Genomic DNA, 16,695 nt, shown 5'->3' on the forward strand with positions numbered 1-16,695 from the left:
AGAGATTTCCCATGCCACATCTTTCCACCCGCGTGCTTCAGGGTCTGCTGACCCTGCTGCTCACGCTCTTCGGGCTGCTGCTCGTCACGTTTGCGCTCTCGGCGTTTTCACCGGTCGATCGCGTGCTGCAGATCGTCGGGGATCACGCCAGCCAGTCGACGTACGATGAGGTTCGCCACCAGCTTGGGCTGGATCGTTCCCTGCCCGTACAGTTCTGGCACTACCTGCAAAACCTTGCCTACGGTGATTTGGGCACCGCCAGCGCCACCGGGCAGCCGGTGCTGCAGGATCTGCTGCACGCCTTCCCCGCCACGCTGGAGCTGGCAACGCTGGCGCTAATTATCGGCACGGTACTCGGCGTGATTGCGGGTGTGCTGTGCGCCCGCTACGCCGGTTCGCCACTGGACTTAGCGATCAGAACGCTCACCCTGCTCGGCAACTCGGTGCCGATTTTCTGGCTTGGCCTGCTGATGCTGGCCCTGTTCTACGCCAGGCTGCAGTGGAGCGCGGGCCCCGGCAGGCTGGACGATATCTGGCAGTTCACCGTCGAGCCACGCACCGGCTTTGCGCTGATAGATACCTGGCTTTCCGGCGATCGCGAGGCATTCCGCAACGCCCTCAGCCACCTGGTGCTGCCGGTGGTGGTGCTGGCATATTACTCGCTGGCGAGCATTACCCGCCTGACCCGCTCCGCCTGCCTCGGCGAAATGAACAAGGAGTACATCCTCCTTGCCCGCGCCAAGGGCGCCGGGGAGATGACCATTCTGCTGCGCCACGTGCTGCCGAACATTCGCAGCACCCTTCTGACGGTGATTGCCCTGGCCTACACCAGCATGCTGGAGGGTGCGGTATTAACAGAGACCGTGTTCTCGTGGCCGGGCATCGGACGCTATCTCACCACCGCCCTGTTCGCCGGAGACACCACCGCGGTCATGGGCGGCACGCTGCTGATTGGCGTCTGTTTTGTCCTGATCAATAACCTTACCGACCTGCTTGTGCGGGCAACCGATCCCAGGGTGCGCTGATGCCGTTTTATCTCTTCTTACGTCGCCTGCGCCGCTCCCCTGCCGCCGTTTGCGGACTGATTGCCATCGCGCTGCTGGTGTTTATTGCCCTGTTCGCCCCGTGGCTGGCACCGGTTGATCCGAACTGGCAGGACGCCGCCGCGCGCCTGCAGGCACCGACCGGCCAGCACTGGCTGGGCACCGACGGCTACGGGCGGGATCTGCTCTCGCGCCTGATTTACGGCACGCGTCCGGCGCTCGGGCTGGTTGCCCTGGTGACGGTTATTACCCTGCCCGCCGGGCTGCTGGTGGGCATTTTGTCCGGCTACTACGGCGGCTGGATGGAGCGTATCCTGATGCGCTTCACCGACGTGGTGATGTCAATGCCGCGCCTGATCCTCGCTTTCGCATTTGTCGCGATGCTCGGTCCGGGGCTGGTCAACGGCGCGCTGGCGCTGGCCTTAACCACCTGGCCTGCCTACGCGCGGCAGGCGCGGAGCGAGATCCAGCGTCTGCGCCACAGCGATTATCTGGCCGCCGCCGAGATGATGGGGATCCGCGGCCTGCGCCTGCTGGTCGGCCATATTCTGCCCCTGTGCCTGCCCTCCGCGATTGTGCGGCTGGCGCTGGATCTGGCGGGAATTATTCTGGCCGCCGCCGGTCTCGGCTTCCTCGGCCTTGGCGCACGGCCGCCCATGGCCGAATGGGGGGCGATGATTGCGGACGGCATGCAGGTCATTTTCGACCAGTGGTGGATTGCCGCCATTCCGGGCGGAGCCATCCTGTTTGCCAGCCTGGCGTTTAACCTGTTAGGCGATGGCCTGCGCGACGTACTGGAGCCACAGCATGACTGAACATCGCGTCATCGTCGATGCGCTGAATATCGACTACCCCGCCGCACGCGTGGTCAACAACCTGAGCTTTACGCTTGGCAACGAGCGGCTGGCGCTGGTGGGGGAATCCGGCTCCGGCAAGTCCATGTCCGCCCGCGCCCTGATGGGTCTGGTGCGTAAACCCGGTATCGTGAGCGCCAACCGGCTTAACGTACTGGGCAACGATCTGCTGACCCTGAACGCCCGCCGCTGGCAGGCGCTGCGCGGCAACGGCATTGCGATGGTCCTGCAGGATCCGCGTTACGCCCTTAACCCCGTCAAAAGCGTCGCCGCCCAGCTTGATGAGGCGCTCACGCTGCATCAGCGCCTGCCGCGCCCGGAGCGTGCGGCGCGCATTCACGACATCCTCCGCGCCGTCGGGCTGAGCGAGAACGTGCTGTCACGCTACCCCGGTGAGCTTTCCGGGGGCATGGGCCAGCGGGTGATGATTGCGATTGCGCTGATCAACAACCCGCAGGTGCTGATTGCCGACGAACCGACCTCCGCGCTGGACGCGCGCCTGCGCAACCAGATCCTCGAGCTGCTGGTGCAGCAGTGCGAAGAACGCCAGATGGCGATGCTGTTAATCAGCCACGATCTGCCGCTGGTGGCGGAGCACTGCGACCGCGTGCTGGTGATGTATCAGGGCGAAAAGGTGGATGAGATGACAGCGAGCCAGCTCCCGCAGGCGACGCATCCGTACACGCGAACCCTCTGGACCTGTCGACCAGACGCCCATACTTATGGACAGATGCTGCCGACGCTCGACCGTTCACAGCCGTGGAAGGAGGCCAGCGATGGCGCTCGTTGAGGTTAACCAGGTGCAGGTCACCTTCGGGGAAAAAACGGCGGTCTCTGCCGCCAGCTTTAGCATTGAGAGAGGCGAAACGTTCAGCCTGATTGGCGAATCCGGCTGCGGCAAATCGACCCTTCTGCGCGTGCTGGCTGGGCTGCAGCGCGAGTGGCGTGGCAGTATTGCACTGCTGGGAGAAACGTTAACGCCAGGGCGACGTTTTGAAGGCGAGCTTCGCCGCAACGTGCAGATGGTGTTTCAGGATCCGTGGGCGTCGCTGCACCCGAACCACACCATTGCGCGCACGCTGTCGGAGCCGTTAAGCATCCACGGCGAGACGCAGATCGCGGAAAAGATGGCCAATGCGCTGCTGCAGGTGGGGCTCTCCGCCGACGCGGGCAGGCGCTATCCGCACCAGCTTTCCGGCGGCCAGCGTCAGCGCGTTGCGATTGCCCGCGCGCTGCTGCTGCGCCCGCAGCTTCTGCTGCTGGATGAACCGACTTCGGCGCTGGATATGTCGGTACAGGCGGAAATCCTGAACCTGCTTAACCGCCTGAAGGCCGAGCATGAGATGACCTATCTGCTGGTCAGTCACGACGCGGATGTGATTGCCCATATGTCCGACCGGGCAGCGTTTATGGCGCACGGGGTGATCCAGAAGGTGTTTGACCGTGAGGCGATGTTACGGGGCGAGCACAGGATGGGTTAAGTGCGTGCGGCGGTGCCCGGTGGCGCGTTGAGGTTTTTCGTAGGCCGGGTAAGGCATCGCCGCCACCCGGCAAACAATTACTTCAGCAGCTTCACCGTGGCATCGATGTCGATCTCATCTTCAGTGAAGATCAGCGTCGTATTCTGGAAGGTGGTGATCGCCAGCTTCTTCACCGTGCGCATTTCGCCCGGTTTTTTATCAGATTTCGGCTTGATGCTGTTCATCAGCAGCCCCACCGACAGCACCGCATTTTCTTTGTCGATTTTGGTATCCGCGGGCTCTTCTTCGTTGAACACCACGAAGGATTTGATCGAGGTGAGCTTCACGCGCTCGCCTGCGATATAGAGATGTTTGCTTTCGGGGATCACCTTCACCGCGTAGGCGGAAAGGCCTTTGTTGTTGGTGGTTGGCTCGAAGGTCACCGCGGCATCTTTCTTAATCAGATCGGGGTTCGCGACCTTAATCACATGAAAATAGCGGTTGTCGCCGTTTTCATCTTTGATAAATCCAAAGCCTTTATCTTTAAACCACGTTGTGATTGTACCGTTCATCGCTGTTACCGCCTGTCAGATCGTAATGACTAAAGTTTTGCAGCGCGCAGTGTAATGCACAATGGCGGAGGAGACAAAAAAAAGCCCCTGCACGGGTGCAGGGGAAAACTCATGTCAGAGCTTATTAGAATTTAGTTGAACACCATCCCACCATCGATGAGCAGAGACTGGCCGGTCATGTAGTCGGAATCCGGTCCCGCCAGGTATGAAACGCAGGCAGCGACATCTTCCGGTTCGGACAGGCGGCCAAGCGTGATGCGTTTGGCAAAGGTTTCGGTTCCGTAGCCCAGCGGTTTACCCGCCGCCTCGGAGACCTGACGGTCGATCTCTGCCCACATCGGCGTTTTCACGATGCCCGGGCAGTAGGCGTTAACGGTGATCCCCAGCGGAGCAAGATCCCGTGCGGCGGTCTGGGTTAAGCCGCGCACCGCGAACTTACTGGAACTGTAGACGGCCAGCTCCGGGTTACCGGTGTGACCCGCCTGGGAGCAGGCGTTGATGATTTTGCCCCCGTGCCCCTCTTTGCGGAACGCGTCAATCGCGGCCTGGATCCCCCAGATCACCCCTTTCACATTAATGTTGTAGACCTTGTCGACAATCTCCGGCGTGATGGACTCGATCGGCGTGGACGGCGCAACCCCGGCGTTGTTAACGATCACGTCGAAGCCACCCAGCGCGGTGCGGGCTTTCTCCACCGCCGCAAATACCTGCTCGCGGTCAGAGACGTCCACCTTCACGGCGACGGCGTTACCGCCGTTACGGATGATTTCATCGGCGACGGCTCTTGCCGTTTCCACGTTATAGTCGGCGATGGCGACGGCAAACCCATCCTTCACCAGGCGAAGCGCAATCGCTTTACCAATCCCCTGGCCTGAGCCTGTTACGAGAGCAACTTTTTGCATTTCTCTGTCCTTATGTTGAGTCACAAAATCTGGCTGAGATGGAGCTGGCCCATCAGCAGCGGGTTATCGCTGTAGTCGACGGGAATGGCCACCACGGCCGGGCCATCCACATCCATCGCCGCACGCAGCGTGGGTTCGAGCGCGTCGGCGCTCTCCACGGCAAAGCCTTTCGCGCCAAAGGCGTCGGCATAGACCTTGAAATCGACCGGGCCGAACTCGACGCCGGAAAGACGCTGGTATTTTTTCTCTTCCTGAATGGCAACCATGTTGTAGCCGTTATCCACCCAGATGATGTGCAGCACGTTAGCGTTGAGGCGCACCGCGGTTTCCAGCTCCATGCTCGACTGCAGGAAGCCGCCGTCGCCGGAGACCGACACCACCTTGCGGCTCGGGTTGACCAGCCACGCGCCAATGGCCCACGGCAGCGCGACGCCCATGGTCTGCTGACCGTTGGAGATCATCACCTGACGCGCCCGGAAGCTGTAGAGGTAGCGGGCGATCCAGATGTGGAAGCTGCCCATATCCACGGTGAGCGTCACGTCGTTATTGACGATGTCCTGCATGGCGCGCACGATGCGCAGCGGATGCAGGGCAAACTGATTAAGCGAGGCGCCGCGACGATCGAGCAGATCGCGCTGATGCTGGCGATCGACCAGAATTTCGGAGGCCCGCTGGCTTAGCTCAAGCTTGTGGTCGATACGGTTAGCGAGCTGATTCAGCGTTTCGGCGATGTCCCCCACCAGCTCCAGATCCGGGACGTAGTTACGTTCTTCATAGGCTGGCAGCACATCGATGTGCACCAGCGTGGCGTCGCCGCTGTTCCACATGGACGGCTCGTACTCCACCGGGCTGTAGCCGATGCAGATAATCAGATCCGCCAGATGAAGCAGCCGGTCACCCGCCTGGTTATTGAACAGACCGACGCGCCCGGCGAAGCGGGTGAAGTGCTCCTGATTCACCGCCCCGGCGGCCTGATAGGTGCTGGTGACCGGAATACGGCTTTTCTCCAGCAGCTTGCGCAGCGCGGCGCTGTTGGCGGGCTGGCTCGCCATCAGCCCCAGCAGGATGACCGGGTTTTTGGCCTTTTCGATAAGCTTCGCCACGTCGTTGATGGCGGATTCCGGTGCCGGCCCCATCAGCGCGGGACCGCTGGCGGGTAAAATCGCCCCCGTGGCGGGCTGATCGACAATATCCTGCGGCAGGCTGACGAAGGCGCCCCCCGGCCTGCCGTGCTCGGCGGCGCGAAACGCGTTGGAAACCACCTCCGCAATCGCGTCCGGCGCACTCACCTCCACGGCGTATTTGGTGACCGGGCTGAACATGGCGACGGTGTCCATGCTCTGGTGCACCAGCTTGGCTTTATCCGCCCGCTTCACCGCCCCGCCCAGCGCCACCACCGGGTCGCCTTCGCTGTTGGCGGTGGCAATGCCGGTGATCAGGTTGGAACAGCCGGGCCCGGAGGTCACCAGCGCCACCCCGGCCTTGCCGGTCAGACGCCCTACCGCCGCCGCCATAAACGCCGCGTTGGCTTCGTGACGCACCGGAATAATCTCGATGGAGGAGTCCAGCAGGGAGTCAAAGACCTTGTCGATTTTCGCCCCCGGGATCCCGAACACCTGCTTCACGCCCTGCGCTTCCAGCTGGCCGACAACCAAATCGGCGCCGTGCGCCCACTGACGTGACTGTTTCTCACTGTTCACGGTAGTTCTCCTGTTAGTTTTCGACGGCACGGATCGCCGCATCCAGATTGCTGGGGTGAAGGTTGGCCTGTAAAAACGCGCTATCGGCGGGCAGGTCGATCATCAGCTTGTGAATTTCACCGAAGGTGAGCACGCCGCTCTCCAGCTGGTAGTCGAGCAGATGCCCCCCGCCCTGACGGTCGTCGGTAATGAAATGTTCGTGGTAGCCCGCCACGTTGATGCCCTGCATATGCTGCGGCGTGCGGAACCCGACCAGCACCCCTTCACGCTGGTTAAAGCGGAACACCGGCTGGTCGTCCAGCACGTCGGTCATCGCGCGGTACGGCGGCTTCTGGCGCGGTACTGTGCGGGTGTGGGCATGGCGGAAGTTGCCGTCAATGCGCAACGCGCAGAACAGGTTATCGGAGGGGATCTGCTGGTCGATCGCGTCGTGGATCTGCTGACGGCTGACCGGCGCATTGAAGGTGATCCGATACTGCGGCTGGAACCAGGTCATCACCGCAAACGGCGTTTTTTGCTCCGGCTTCGCGGCCCGGGCGCTGCCGTCGGCGCGCAGCTGGTACACCTGGCTGCTGAAGGCGATCATTTCGCCGTCCAGCTCGTTGAAGGTGCCCAGACCAAAGTCACCGTGTGCCAGCAGATCGGCGATGGTGGTCTCTCCTTCATACACGCCGCTTAGCAGGGCGCTCATTAGCGATGTCTGATAGATCACGCTGTCAGGATGCTGAGCAGAGAACCCGCGCAGGGTCTCGCACAGACTGGCTTCACAGTCGCAGGCAGATGAATGCACCATCATGCTCGTCCTCTTCAACTTTATTTAGAAAGGTTAAATAAATGTTGACCCGATTCAGCAGAGAGTTCCAATATAGAAACCATGCTGGTTTGAGACGTTTTAGATATGGAACTTCGTTATCTGCGGTATTTTGTCGCGGTTGCACGCGAGCGACACTTCACCAGGGCGGCCGAAGCGCTGGGTATTTCGCAGCCTCCTCTGAGTCAGCAGATCAAACGGCTCGAAGAGGAAGTGGGCACGCCGCTGTTCAGGCGCCTGACGCGGGGCGTGGAGCTGACCGAAGCGGGAGAAGCCTTCTATGAGGACGCCTGCAAGATCCTGGCGCTGAGCGATGCCGCGCTGGAGAAAGCCCGCGGCATCGCGCGCGGGCTGAACGGCAACCTGTCGATTGGCATCACCAGCTCCGACGCTTTTCATCCCAAAATCTTTACCCTGATTCGCCAGTTTCAGGTGCAGAACATGGCGGTGCAGGTTCATCAGGTGGAAGCCAATATGTCGTCGCTGACGACGATGCTGGCGGAGGGTGAACTGGATATCGCCTTCGTGCGCCTGCCGTGCGAGAGCAGCAAGGCGTTCGAGTTAAAAATCCTCGACCGGGAGCCGATGGTGGTGGCGCTGCATCGCGATCATCCGCTGGCGGCGTGCGATTCGCTGGCGTTGGAGCAGCTTCGGGATACGCCGGTGGTGCTGTTCCCGCAGGAGGTCGCGCCGGGCCTGTACGACCGGGTTCACGGCTGCTGCGAGCGGGCCGGGATTGACGTGCAGCACGCGCTGCAGTCGTCGCAGCTTTCCTCCTCCCTGAGCATGGTTTCCGCCGGCGGCGGGTTTGCGCTGGTGCCGAAATCCATGGCGGCCATATCTCCGCCGAATGTCACCTATCACACGCTGAGTTCACCGGAGCTGTATACCGACATCGCGCTCTGCTGGCGGCGCTTTGAACGCTCACGGACGGTGAAGCGGTTTTTGACGATGCTGAGCGAGGGCTGACGGCCGTGCTGCTGTGCCCGGCGGCGCTGCGCTTGCGCAGGCCTACGGTTCGTGTCGCTTTTCTTTTGTAGGCCGGGTAAGGCGTAGCCGCCACCCGGCAATACCAGTCTCCGGTGTTAACTCCAGATATCGTTCTCTGCTATGGCTTAAGAGGACAATTCTGGCGTTCAGGATGGTTTCGCACGTCTGATACCCCTGTTCAGTTCCCCGTTGACTTATTTACGCTGTGTTTTCATCATCCGTTTCCGGGACAACGCGAGTCCGTTCAGTCTGCGAAGATTGAACGTCACTTGACAACTGCAGCGCTAACCTTAAACAGCGGGACTATTTGCTATGAATCCAAGGGAAAATATTGTCAGTACATTCAGTGAGTTGTCTGCGGAATTACAGCGTGCTGCCGAGTTCTCGCTACAGAATACCAATCAACTGGTCGTGCTATCGATGCGTGCCTTCGCCAGTGAAGCCGGTGTAAAACCCGCTACGCTGCTGCGGCTAGCGCAACGATTAGGCTACAACGGCTGGGGTGAACTCAAAGACGCATTCATCGATGAACTCGGGCTGCGCAATGATACATATGTATCCAAAGCCGAGAAGCTGATCGCCAAAGGCACTCAGCCGCAGCTGTATGAAGAGGTGTTTCAGGCGCATCAGGCCAATTTGGCTTTCACACAGCATGAAAACCATCAGGCCATGGAGCAAGCTGTAACGCTGCTGGACGCGGCTGAGAATGTCTATATTTGCGGCTTCCGGGCCAGCTTTCCTATCGCCTGGTCGCTGTTTTATGTCTATCGACTGTTCAATCGGCAGGCGTCGTTAATTGATGGTCTGGCGAGCAATATCGAGGTGTTCACCCGCGAATTAACAGCACAAGATTGCCTGTTACTCACCAGTTTTGCCCCCTATTCCCGTGAGTCGCTCGATGTCCTGCGCGCGGCCCAGCAGGCAGGCGCGACGATCGTTGCCATCACGGATTCTCCCGTCTCGCCATTAGCCCAGGCTGCCGATTGCACGCTGCTGTTCTCTATCGACAGCCCGTCGTTTTTCCCCTCCGTGGTGTCCGGCATGGGGCTGGCCGAGTGTTTACTGGCGATGCTGGTCGCGCGCCATGGTCGAGATGCAGTGAATAAAATCGAAAATGCTGAACGCTACCTTATTAACTCTGGTGCCTATGTGGTGCCCGGGAAACCCTGAAAAATAATTCATTTGCATCCGGCATAAGAAAACAGAATACATTTGAATCAAAATGAAATTGACGTGATACAAATGAATCCTGCATGATGCGCTTCATTAGCACAGCGCATTCAGGAGCAGGACCAGCATGACCCATATCATTCACCGCAGTCTACGCAGCACGCCCGCCGTGGCGGTACGCGCCCAGGGGGCGTACATTTTTGATGCACAGGGAAAACAGTATCTGGATGCCTGCGGTGGCGCCGCCGTTTCCTGTTTAGGCCACGCGCATCCTGACGTGCTGGCTGCGATGCATCGCCAGATCGATCAACTGGCCTATGCCCACACCAGTTTTTTTACCAGCGACACCGTTGAGCAGCTTGCTGAACAGCTGACGCGCACGGCGCCTGGCGATCTTAACTATGCCTATTTCGTTTCGGGCGGTTCGGAAGCGGTTGAAACCGCGCTTAAGCTGGCGCGCCAGTATTTTGTTGAGATCGGCCAGCCGTCGCGCACCAAATTTATCGCCCGCAAGCAGAGCTACCATGGCAATACCCTTGGGGCGCTCGCGGTGGGAGGCAACGAATGGCGCCGCCGCCAGTTTGCTCCCTTGCTGATCGACGTGATCCGCGTTTCGGCCTGCAATGAATATCGCGACCGCCGCGCTGACGAAACCCAGCAGCAATACACCACGCGTCTGCTCAACGAGCTGGAGCACGCCATTATTGAGGCCGGTCCCGACACCATTATTGGTTTCTGTGCAGAAACCGTGGTGGGGGCCACCACCGGCGCCACCCCGCCTACCCCGGGCTATCTTAAAGGTGTACGCAACCTGTGTGATAAATACGGCATCCTCTACATCGCGGATGAAGTCATGTGTGGCATGGGACGCACCGGCACATTGCATGCGTTTGAACAGGATGATGTGGTGCCGGATTTGGTGACCATCGCGAAGGGGCTGGGGGGCGGCTATCAGCCGATTGGCGCAGTATTAGCGAGCGAGAAGATTGTCTCAGCCCTGCAGGCCGGTAGCGGTCTGTTCCAGCACGGGCACACCTACATTTGCCACGCAACCGCCGCGTCCGCAGCCCTGGCCGTGCAGCAGGTGATTGCGCGCGATAATTTGCTGCAGGCGGTGAGGCAACAGGGGGATTACCTGCACAGCGCATTGCGTGAAGTGCTGGGGGAATTACCGCACGTCGGTGATACGCGTGGACGCGGCTTGTTTGCGGGCGTTGAGCTGGTACGCGATAAAGAGAGCAAAACCCCCTTCGATCCTGCCCTGAAGCTGCATGCAGCCATCAAAGCAAACTGTATGTCACGTGGGCTGATGGTCTATCCAATGGGTGGAACTATTGACGGGCAGTATGGCGACCATATCCTGATCGCACCACCGTTTATCGTCACGCCTGGCCAGCTCGACTTTGTGATCGACACGCTGAACACCGTGATTCGCGAAGAGACCAGCAAATTATGATCAATCGTTTACCGCCGCTGGCGGAGCATGAGTGGGACGACCAGCAGCGCGCGTTGGCCGAAGAGATAATCAACGGGCCCCGCGGTGCGCTGCTGCCACCTTTCGAGCCGCTGCTGCGCAGCCCAGAGCTTATGGCGCATGCACAACGCATGGGGGAATACCTGCGTTATCGCAGCGCGCTGGGGCAGCGCCTGTCTGAACTGGCGATTTTGATGACCGCGCGGCACTGGTCGCAGCCTGTGGAGTGGGCGATTCATGCGCCGATAGCGCGCGAGAAGGGTATTTCTGCCGCGGCGGTGCAGGCGATTAATGAAAAGCGTCTTCCAGAGGATCTGCAGCCGGATGAGTGGGCGATCTATCACTTTTGCAAGGAGTTGCAGGAGCAGCAGAAGGTCAGCGATGCCACCTGGCAGCACGCTATCGCGCTGTGGGGCGAGAAAGGCGTGGTGGACCTGATCGGCATCAATGGCTATTACAGTTTTCTCTCAATGGTAATGAACGGCGCGCAGACGCCGGTACCCGACACCCGGGATGAGATTATTCCCGCATAAGCTTTCGCTTTAACTTTGGCGCATGAAAGTGCGCCCTGCATATCAACATTTTATTTCCCCACCCCGCAGATGTATTTCGCCGGGTGACATTCATGCACGCTACTTCACTGACGCCGAGGGTTATCATGTCTGGATTATTAACTAAATTAAAAGTTACGTTAGCGCTGGTCGCTTGCTCCGCCAGTTTTGTGGCACAAGCGCAGGATAAATTAACGGTTGGTGTTGATACCGCCTTTGTCCCCTTTGAATTTAAACAAGGCGATAAATACGTCGGCTTTGATATTGATTTGTGGGACGCCATCGCCAAAAAAATGGATGTCAGCTACGAATTACGCCCGATGGACTTCGGGGGACTGATTCCGGGTTTGCAATCACGTAATCTGGATGTCGCCATGGCGGGCATTACGATAACCGATGCGCGTAAACAGGTCGTCGATTTCAGCGACGGTTATTATGATGCTGATTTATTAATGGCGGTGAAAAGCAGCGATAATACCATTACTAAATTCAGCGATTTAGCAGGAAAGAAAGTGGGATTAAAGCAGGGAACGGCGGCGGCGAGCTTTATGAAAAGCAAATATAAGGCGAACTATGTTGAATTCCCGAATATCGACAACGCCTATCTTGATTTGCAGGCAGGCAACCTTGATGCCGTGGTACATGATTCCCCCAACGTGCTCTATTACGTAAAAACGGCGGGTGATGGCAAAGTGAAATCGACCGGCGAGACTGACAGCATTCTGCCGCAGCACTACGGTTTTGCGATGCAGAAGAACAGCAGCCTGACGCCGAAGGTCAACGCTGCACTGCAGGCGTTACGTGCGGACGGAACTTACAACAAGATTTACGTGAAGTGGTTTGCTAAACAGCCAAAATAATCCCGCCAGGTCGGAGCGATCCGACCTCGTTGCATCTTAACGGGTAACATATGAATTTCGACAGTAAATATATTTGGGAGTCCCTGCCGCTGCTGTTGCAAGGACTACAGCTGACGCTGATTATTTCATTATCAGGTTTATTGGGTGGTTTTGTTATTGGCCTGCTGGCCGGAACCTGCCGGGCGCTCGGAGGGAAAATATCAAAAACAGTCTCGTTAGTTTTTGTCGAGTTAATCCGCGGAACGCCTATTATGGTGCAAGTGATGTTTATTTACTTCGCACTCCCCATGGTGTTACCGATTCATATCGACCCGGTAACGGCGGCCATTACGACCATTGTGATTAACTCGGGTGCTTATATTGCAGAAATCACCCGAGGTGCGATCCTCTCGATTAATAAAGGTTTTAGAGAGGCCAGCCTGGCAATGGGATTATCCCAGCGCAGCACGCTATGGCATGTCATTATGCCGCTGGCATTACGCCGTATGATCCCTGCGTTGGGTAATCAGTGGATTATCAGTATTAAAGACACCTCGCTGTTTATTGTGATTGGTGTGGCGGAATTGACTCGTCAGGGGCAAGAAATTATTGCCGGTAATTTCCGCGCGCTGGAAGTCTGGACCGCAGTGGCAATGATTTACCTGCTGGTGACGCTGTGCCTGAGTTTCCTGCTGAAGCAACTGGAGAAGAGGATCCATATTTTATGAGCATGGTTGAATTTAGCGCAGTGTCGAAAAATTTCGGCGCCACTCAGGTGCTGCACGACATCAATTTAAAAATTGATGCTGGCGAAGTCGTGGTGATCATCGGCCCTTCCGGTTCGGGCAAATCGACGCTGCTGCGCTGCATTAACAAGCTGGAGGAAATTTCCTCCGGCACGCTGCTGGTAGCGGGAATGCATATTACCGATCCTCACGCTAACGAATGTGATATCCGCCGTGAAGCCGGGATGGTGTTTCAGCAGTTCCATCTGTTCCCCCATCTGACGGCGCTGGAGAATGTGATGTTTGGTCCGGTTCGCGTACGCAAACAGAGCAAAGCCGCCGCGCGGGAACAGGCGCTGGCGCTGCTGGACCGCGTTGGCTTACGCGAACGCGCCAGTCACTACCCATCAGAGCTCTCTGGCGGTCAGCAGCAACGCGTGGCCATTGCCAGAGCCCTGGCGGTGAAACCGAAAATGATGCTGTTCGATGAGCCGACCTCAGCGCTGGACCCCGAATTACGGCATGAGGTGCTGAAAGTCATGCGCTCGCTGGCCGAAGAAGGCATGACCATGGTGATTGTGACCCATGAAATCGGCTTCGCCCGCGATGTGGCATCCCGGCTCATCTTTATTGATGGCGGTACCATTGCCGAAGATGGTCCACCTGATATGCTGCTGAATAACAGTCGCAATCCCCGCCTGAAAGAATTTTTGCAACACGTATCCTGAACAGAAGTGAATGATAACACTATGAAAAAAATCGACATTCGTGGTTCCGCTTTTGCAGTAGGTCAGGCGCTTGGCGCGTTCGGCCACGAGGCCTGGCATGCAAAACTGACGCAAACGGCGTTGTGGCAAACCGTTACCGCCATGAAAGACGCAGAACAGACCCGGAGCATGCGCTCGCGGGTCCAGTCTCAGTATCCCCTGATCTGGCAGGAGCTGGAGGGATTGGCCGAGGGCCTGGATGCACCGTTTGATGAGGTGTTTGCCTGGAACTGCCGCGGCGATCTGGTGCGCTCAACCTCTGATGGCTGCACCACGGTAGCGGGAAGCACCGCGGAGGGAGAGCTGATTATCGCGCATAATGAAGACGGTTTCCCGCAGCTTCGCAATGACTGCGCCATCGTCAGCATCACCCCGGATGACGGCCTGGCGTTCACCAGTTTCGCTTACCCGGGATCGATTTGCGGACACACCTTCGCCGTAAACGAAAAGGGTGTGGTGAACACGGTGAATAACATACGCGCTTTGCACCGTCCGGACGGCATGCCGCGCCAGATACTTGCCCGCGCTGCGCTGAATGCCGCCAGCCTGGATGAAGTTATCACTATACTGACTTCATCGCCACGCACCGGAGCCTTTCATCATACGCTGGGACAAATGGGAGACAGCCGGCTGTTTAGCGTGGAGGCGACGGGAACAGGCTGTTCCGTCACGCCGCTGCGGGACGTTTTCGCCCATGCTAATCACCTTATCCACCCTCAGCTTGATGCGGTTGAGCAGGTCATCACTGACAGCTCCCGGTCACGCCAGCAGCGGCTTAACGCCTGGCTGGAGACGCAATCTCACCTTGATGGTGCAGCGGCTCTGGGGATTCTTTCAGACCAGCATGATCCTGCGCTCCCGATTTATCGTCTCTCGCCACACGACCCGGATGAAGAGAACACGCTGGCCACGGCCATTTTTACCCTGAGTACGTCGCAGATAAAATGGCAGATATTCACACACGATCGGCAAAAACCCGTTTTACAGCAGGAATACCCGGCGGCGCTGCGCTAGCGCGGGCCTACAGGGCTGTGATTTTTGTAGGCCGGGTCAGGCGTAGCCGCCACCCGGCAATGCCCTTCTGGAAGCCGCCTCGCAAACCTGCAAGCAACCTTTTGTAATTCAGGGGCATCCCCTTTCCTTCCTTTTTTCACCGCCGTAAAGTGCCTGCGTTGCGGCACATCCGTAACCGGGCGTAGGAACCCGTTAGCATAACATGACATTTTTTGGACAAAGAGGATGCTAAATGGCGACTACCCCTGAATTTTCCTACGCGCTTTCTGAGGAAAGCGCTGTTCATCAGCTCATCACCCACCCCATTTCCGATTCTGCGGATCTCTTCGAACTGGCCGATGCCTGCGCCGCTTACGTAAGCGTACTGGTGGAAACTGACGATGCGGTGACGTTTGCCACGCTTTGTAAGCAATTACTGGCTGCGCTCAAACGGCTGCGAGAGTGCTGTGACTCGGAACTTCCGCCGTATCTGGTTGAACGGCTGATTGCGGGGGAAAAGATTGCTTCCTGCGTGCCGGACTGCTGGCAAGAGACTACGCTACAGGTGGACTATGCCGTAGCGTTAACGCTGGCGGTGATGGGCGGGACGCTCCCTGTAAACGTGGCGAAAGAGCTGACCGGGCTGCTGCATGATATGGTCTGGCTGCTGGCGGAGTTTGTGAAGGAGCCTTATATCGCAGCGCACTGAGGTGGATGATGGAAGGCCGGAGTTCTGCAGGATAAAAAGCAGGGCTTTGGCCTTACTAAAAGAATAGCGTTGTTTGTTGAATGTCCGTTAGGAGCGAACAGCGGACTTAATTTCTCGCAAGCCGATTGCGGTGCGTTAGATTACATGCATAACGATAAGCTAAACAAATTAGGATAGAATGTTCTTGTATAGGGACACAATTCGAACTGTTTGACGAGCTAAAATTAAAGTATTCATGAGTAGACGACTTAACAGAGACTATCGAACCAAAATCAGAAATATTCCCCGACGCATCAAAGCTCTTAACCGTTGGGCTAGTACTTTTCACAACCCTGAACGTAGCATTTTCTCAGAAGATGAGCATTACTGGAATTTTAAAATTCCAGTAGACATTAATATCGTTGAGGGGAAATGTAGCACGCTTAAAACCAAAGCGGCTTGTGCGCAAGCTTTGATTAATGCATGTTCAAACCTCATAACGGCTACTGCTGGTATGAATTACAGTCCTCGAATTACCGCTGTCGTATGTCTTCCTGATATGTTTACAAGTGAGGTCTGTCTTTATCGTTCTGAAGAATATTTTCAAGGCTTTATAGCTGAAGATCGTTCTGAAAATGGTGCTTCAGCTTTGATCAAAGATCGTAGCCTTGCAGCTGAGTGGGGGCTCGTTCTTCCTACTAACATACAGGAAATCGGTATCACTCTCGAATATTATGGAAGTGAGGACCGTGATGAGTGGTTTACGGGGGAACGCTGGTATTATGGTCAGGTGACTTGAGGGGGTTGCTTTCATTTGATTAAAAATAAGGCACTTATAAAAAGGGCCACTACTTTTGTCTAACGTCCGCCCTTGGCACGAAGAAGACCGCTTGAAGCGCAGTTAGGTCATCTGTGAGCAAAGAGCTGTCACTAGGTTTACCCTTTCGGTAGAACTTAGCTGGAAGATTTCGATACGACACCAGACCCGCTTAACAACATGCGGATACCGAGGCCTATCATGACAACACCTGTAAATCGTTCCTGCCATTTGATAAAGCCAGGGTGTTTACTTAGCCAGTTTCCAAATGTCCCTGATGCCATCGCGACTGACCCCAGGGAAATAATTCCTGCCAGCTTCTGGATACTACCCAGAACA

The 16,695-nt window shown here is 57.4% G+C and carries 18 protein-coding genes and 1 pseudogene; 14 read left to right on the top strand and 5 right to left on the bottom strand.

The window, feature by feature from the left end:
- Positions 1-11: 11 nt before the first annotated feature.
- Genes BFG58_RS08725 through BFG58_RS08740 form a run of 4 tightly spaced genes read left to right on the top strand, consistent with a single transcriptional unit; the run spans position 12 to position 3,378 of the window.
- Positions 12-1,025, top strand: coding sequence for an ABC transporter permease (locus tag BFG58_RS08725; protein WP_069719633.1), 1,014 nt, complete (start codon positions 12-14; stop codon positions 1,023-1,025).
- Entirely contained in the window at positions 1,025-1,858 is an 834-nt protein-coding gene (locus BFG58_RS08730; RefSeq protein WP_045909645.1) for an ABC transporter permease, read from the top strand. Before BFG58_RS08725 ends, BFG58_RS08730 begins: the two co-directional genes overlap by 1 nt.
- Positions 1,851-2,687, top strand: coding sequence for an ABC transporter ATP-binding protein (locus BFG58_RS08735; RefSeq protein WP_069719634.1), 837 nt, complete (start codon positions 1,851-1,853; stop codon positions 2,685-2,687). The genes BFG58_RS08730 and BFG58_RS08735 overlap by 8 nt, the downstream gene beginning before the upstream one ends.
- Positions 2,674-3,378 (top strand): ABC transporter ATP-binding protein, encoded by a 705-nt coding sequence (locus BFG58_RS08740; RefSeq protein WP_069719635.1) that lies wholly within the window; start codon positions 2,674-2,676, stop codon positions 3,376-3,378. The genes BFG58_RS08735 and BFG58_RS08740 overlap by 14 nt, the downstream gene beginning before the upstream one ends.
- A 77-nt stretch (positions 3,379-3,455) precedes the next feature.
- Here the strand turns inward: BFG58_RS08740 and BFG58_RS08745 are convergent, their stop codons facing one another.
- From BFG58_RS08745 to budA, 4 genes are all read right to left on the bottom strand, one after another.
- Positions 3,456-3,929, bottom strand: a complete 474-nt coding sequence (locus BFG58_RS08745) for a cold-shock protein (protein WP_045909648.1) — start codon at positions 3,927-3,929, stop codon at positions 3,456-3,458.
- 131 nt (positions 3,930-4,060) lie between these two features.
- Entirely contained in the window at positions 4,061-4,831 is a 771-nt protein-coding gene (locus BFG58_RS08750) for a (S)-acetoin forming diacetyl reductase (protein WP_023334821.1), read from the bottom strand.
- Between the two features lie 20 nt (positions 4,832-4,851).
- Positions 4,852-6,531: an acetolactate synthase AlsS gene (alsS, locus tag BFG58_RS08755; protein WP_024906953.1), complete on the bottom strand. Its 1,680-nt coding sequence runs from the start codon at positions 6,529-6,531 to the stop codon at positions 4,852-4,854.
- A 13-nt stretch (positions 6,532-6,544) separates the two neighbouring features.
- A complete protein-coding gene (gene budA / locus BFG58_RS08760; protein WP_086374961.1) occupies positions 6,545-7,324 on the bottom strand; it encodes an acetolactate decarboxylase in 780 nt (259 codons plus the stop codon).
- Between the two features lie 105 nt (positions 7,325-7,429).
- On the opposite strand from budA, the gene BFG58_RS08765 reads away from it, so the two are divergent.
- The 10 genes from BFG58_RS08765 (at position 7,430) to BFG58_RS23090 (ending at position 16,338) form a co-directional block, all read left to right on the top strand.
- Positions 7,430-8,311: a LysR family transcriptional regulator gene (locus BFG58_RS08765; protein ID WP_045909651.1), complete on the top strand. Its 882-nt coding sequence runs from the start codon at positions 7,430-7,432 to the stop codon at positions 8,309-8,311.
- Between the two features lie 333 nt (positions 8,312-8,644).
- A complete protein-coding gene (locus BFG58_RS08770) occupies positions 8,645-9,502 on the top strand; it encodes a MurR/RpiR family transcriptional regulator (protein ID WP_045909652.1) in 858 nt (285 codons plus the stop codon).
- 127 nt (positions 9,503-9,629) lie between these two features.
- Positions 9,630-10,958, top strand: a complete 1,329-nt coding sequence (locus BFG58_RS08775; protein ID WP_069719636.1) for an aspartate aminotransferase family protein — start codon at positions 9,630-9,632, stop codon at positions 10,956-10,958.
- Positions 10,955-11,509, top strand: coding sequence for a carboxymuconolactone decarboxylase family protein (locus BFG58_RS08780; RefSeq protein WP_175430163.1), 555 nt, complete (start codon positions 10,955-10,957; stop codon positions 11,507-11,509). The genes BFG58_RS08775 and BFG58_RS08780 overlap by 4 nt, the downstream gene beginning before the upstream one ends.
- Positions 11,510-11,634: 125 nt before the next feature.
- On the top strand, positions 11,635-12,387 hold the full coding sequence (gene glnH / locus BFG58_RS08785) for a glutamine ABC transporter substrate-binding protein GlnH (RefSeq protein ID WP_069719637.1): 753 nt from the start codon (positions 11,635-11,637) through the stop codon (positions 12,385-12,387).
- Between the two features lie 50 nt (positions 12,388-12,437).
- A complete protein-coding gene (glnP, locus tag BFG58_RS08790) occupies positions 12,438-13,094 on the top strand; it encodes a glutamine ABC transporter permease GlnP (RefSeq protein ID WP_024906945.1) in 657 nt (218 codons plus the stop codon).
- A gap of 2 nt (positions 13,095-13,096) precedes the next feature.
- Entirely contained in the window at positions 13,097-13,819 is a 723-nt protein-coding gene (gene glnQ, locus BFG58_RS08795; protein ID WP_069719677.1) for a glutamine ABC transporter ATP-binding protein GlnQ, read from the top strand.
- A 21-nt stretch (positions 13,820-13,840) separates the two neighbouring features.
- On the top strand, positions 13,841-14,872 hold the full coding sequence (locus BFG58_RS08800; protein ID WP_069719638.1) for a C45 family peptidase: 1,032 nt from the start codon (positions 13,841-13,843) through the stop codon (positions 14,870-14,872).
- 232 nt (positions 14,873-15,104) lie between these two features.
- Positions 15,105-15,560 (top strand): hypothetical protein, encoded by a 456-nt coding sequence (locus BFG58_RS08805; RefSeq protein ID WP_069719639.1) that lies wholly within the window; start codon positions 15,105-15,107, stop codon positions 15,558-15,560.
- A 235-nt stretch (positions 15,561-15,795) separates the two neighbouring features.
- Positions 15,796-16,338 carry a DUF3916 domain-containing protein gene (locus BFG58_RS23090; RefSeq protein ID WP_071599704.1) on the top strand — a complete coding sequence of 181 codons (543 nt, stop codon included), beginning with the start codon at positions 15,796-15,798 and terminating at the stop codon, positions 16,336-16,338.
- 155 nt (positions 16,339-16,493) lie between these two features.
- Here the strand turns inward: BFG58_RS23090 and BFG58_RS24165 are convergent.
- Positions 16,494-16,695: pseudogene (locus BFG58_RS24165) on the bottom strand (LysE family translocator); the annotation flags it as partial.

The organism is Enterobacter sp. ku-bf2, from assembly GCF_001742765.1.
Lineage (GTDB): Bacteria > Pseudomonadota > Gammaproteobacteria > Enterobacterales > Enterobacteriaceae > Enterobacter > Enterobacter quasiroggenkampii.

What these genes read in the sequence shown, in the direction of transcription:
- BFG58_RS08780 (WP_175430163.1), top strand. Translation starts at nt 10,955, where the DNA reads ATGATCAATCGTTTACCGCCGCTGGCGGAGCATGAGTGGGACGACCAG.
- BFG58_RS08805 (WP_069719639.1), top strand. Translation starts at nt 15,105, where the DNA reads ATGGCGACTACCCCTGAATTTTCCTACGCGCTTTCTGAGGAAAGCGCT.
- BFG58_RS08770 (WP_045909652.1), top strand. Translation starts at nt 8,645, where the DNA reads ATGAATCCAAGGGAAAATATTGTCAGTACATTCAGTGAGTTGTCTGCG.
- BFG58_RS08765 (WP_045909651.1), top strand. Translation starts at nt 7,430, where the DNA reads ATGGAACTTCGTTATCTGCGGTATTTTGTCGCGGTTGCACGCGAGCGA.
- BFG58_RS08740 (WP_069719635.1), top strand. Translation starts at nt 2,674, where the DNA reads ATGGCGCTCGTTGAGGTTAACCAGGTGCAGGTCACCTTCGGGGAAAAA.
- BFG58_RS08725 (WP_069719633.1), top strand. Translation starts at nt 12, where the DNA reads ATGCCACATCTTTCCACCCGCGTGCTTCAGGGTCTGCTGACCCTGCTG.
- BFG58_RS23090 (WP_071599704.1), top strand. Translation starts at nt 15,796, where the DNA reads ATGAGTAGACGACTTAACAGAGACTATCGAACCAAAATCAGAAATATT.
- BFG58_RS08735 (WP_069719634.1), top strand. Translation starts at nt 1,851, where the DNA reads ATGACTGAACATCGCGTCATCGTCGATGCGCTGAATATCGACTACCCC.
- BFG58_RS08750 (WP_023334821.1), bottom strand. Translation starts at nt 4,831, where the DNA reads ATGCAAAAAGTTGCTCTCGTAACAGGCTCAGGCCAGGGGATTGGTAAA.
- glnQ (WP_069719677.1), top strand. Translation starts at nt 13,097, where the DNA reads ATGGTTGAATTTAGCGCAGTGTCGAAAAATTTCGGCGCCACTCAGGTG.
- glnP (WP_024906945.1), top strand. Translation starts at nt 12,438, where the DNA reads ATGAATTTCGACAGTAAATATATTTGGGAGTCCCTGCCGCTGCTGTTG.
- BFG58_RS08730 (WP_045909645.1), top strand. Translation starts at nt 1,025, where the DNA reads ATGCCGTTTTATCTCTTCTTACGTCGCCTGCGCCGCTCCCCTGCCGCC.
- budA (WP_086374961.1), bottom strand. Translation starts at nt 7,324, where the DNA reads ATGGTGCATTCATCTGCCTGCGACTGTGAAGCCAGTCTGTGCGAGACC.
- BFG58_RS08775 (WP_069719636.1), top strand. Translation starts at nt 9,630, where the DNA reads ATGACCCATATCATTCACCGCAGTCTACGCAGCACGCCCGCCGTGGCG.
- glnH (WP_069719637.1), top strand. Translation starts at nt 11,635, where the DNA reads ATGTCTGGATTATTAACTAAATTAAAAGTTACGTTAGCGCTGGTCGCT.
- BFG58_RS08745 (WP_045909648.1), bottom strand. Translation starts at nt 3,929, where the DNA reads ATGAACGGTACAATCACAACGTGGTTTAAAGATAAAGGCTTTGGATTT.
- BFG58_RS08800 (WP_069719638.1), top strand. Translation starts at nt 13,841, where the DNA reads ATGAAAAAAATCGACATTCGTGGTTCCGCTTTTGCAGTAGGTCAGGCG.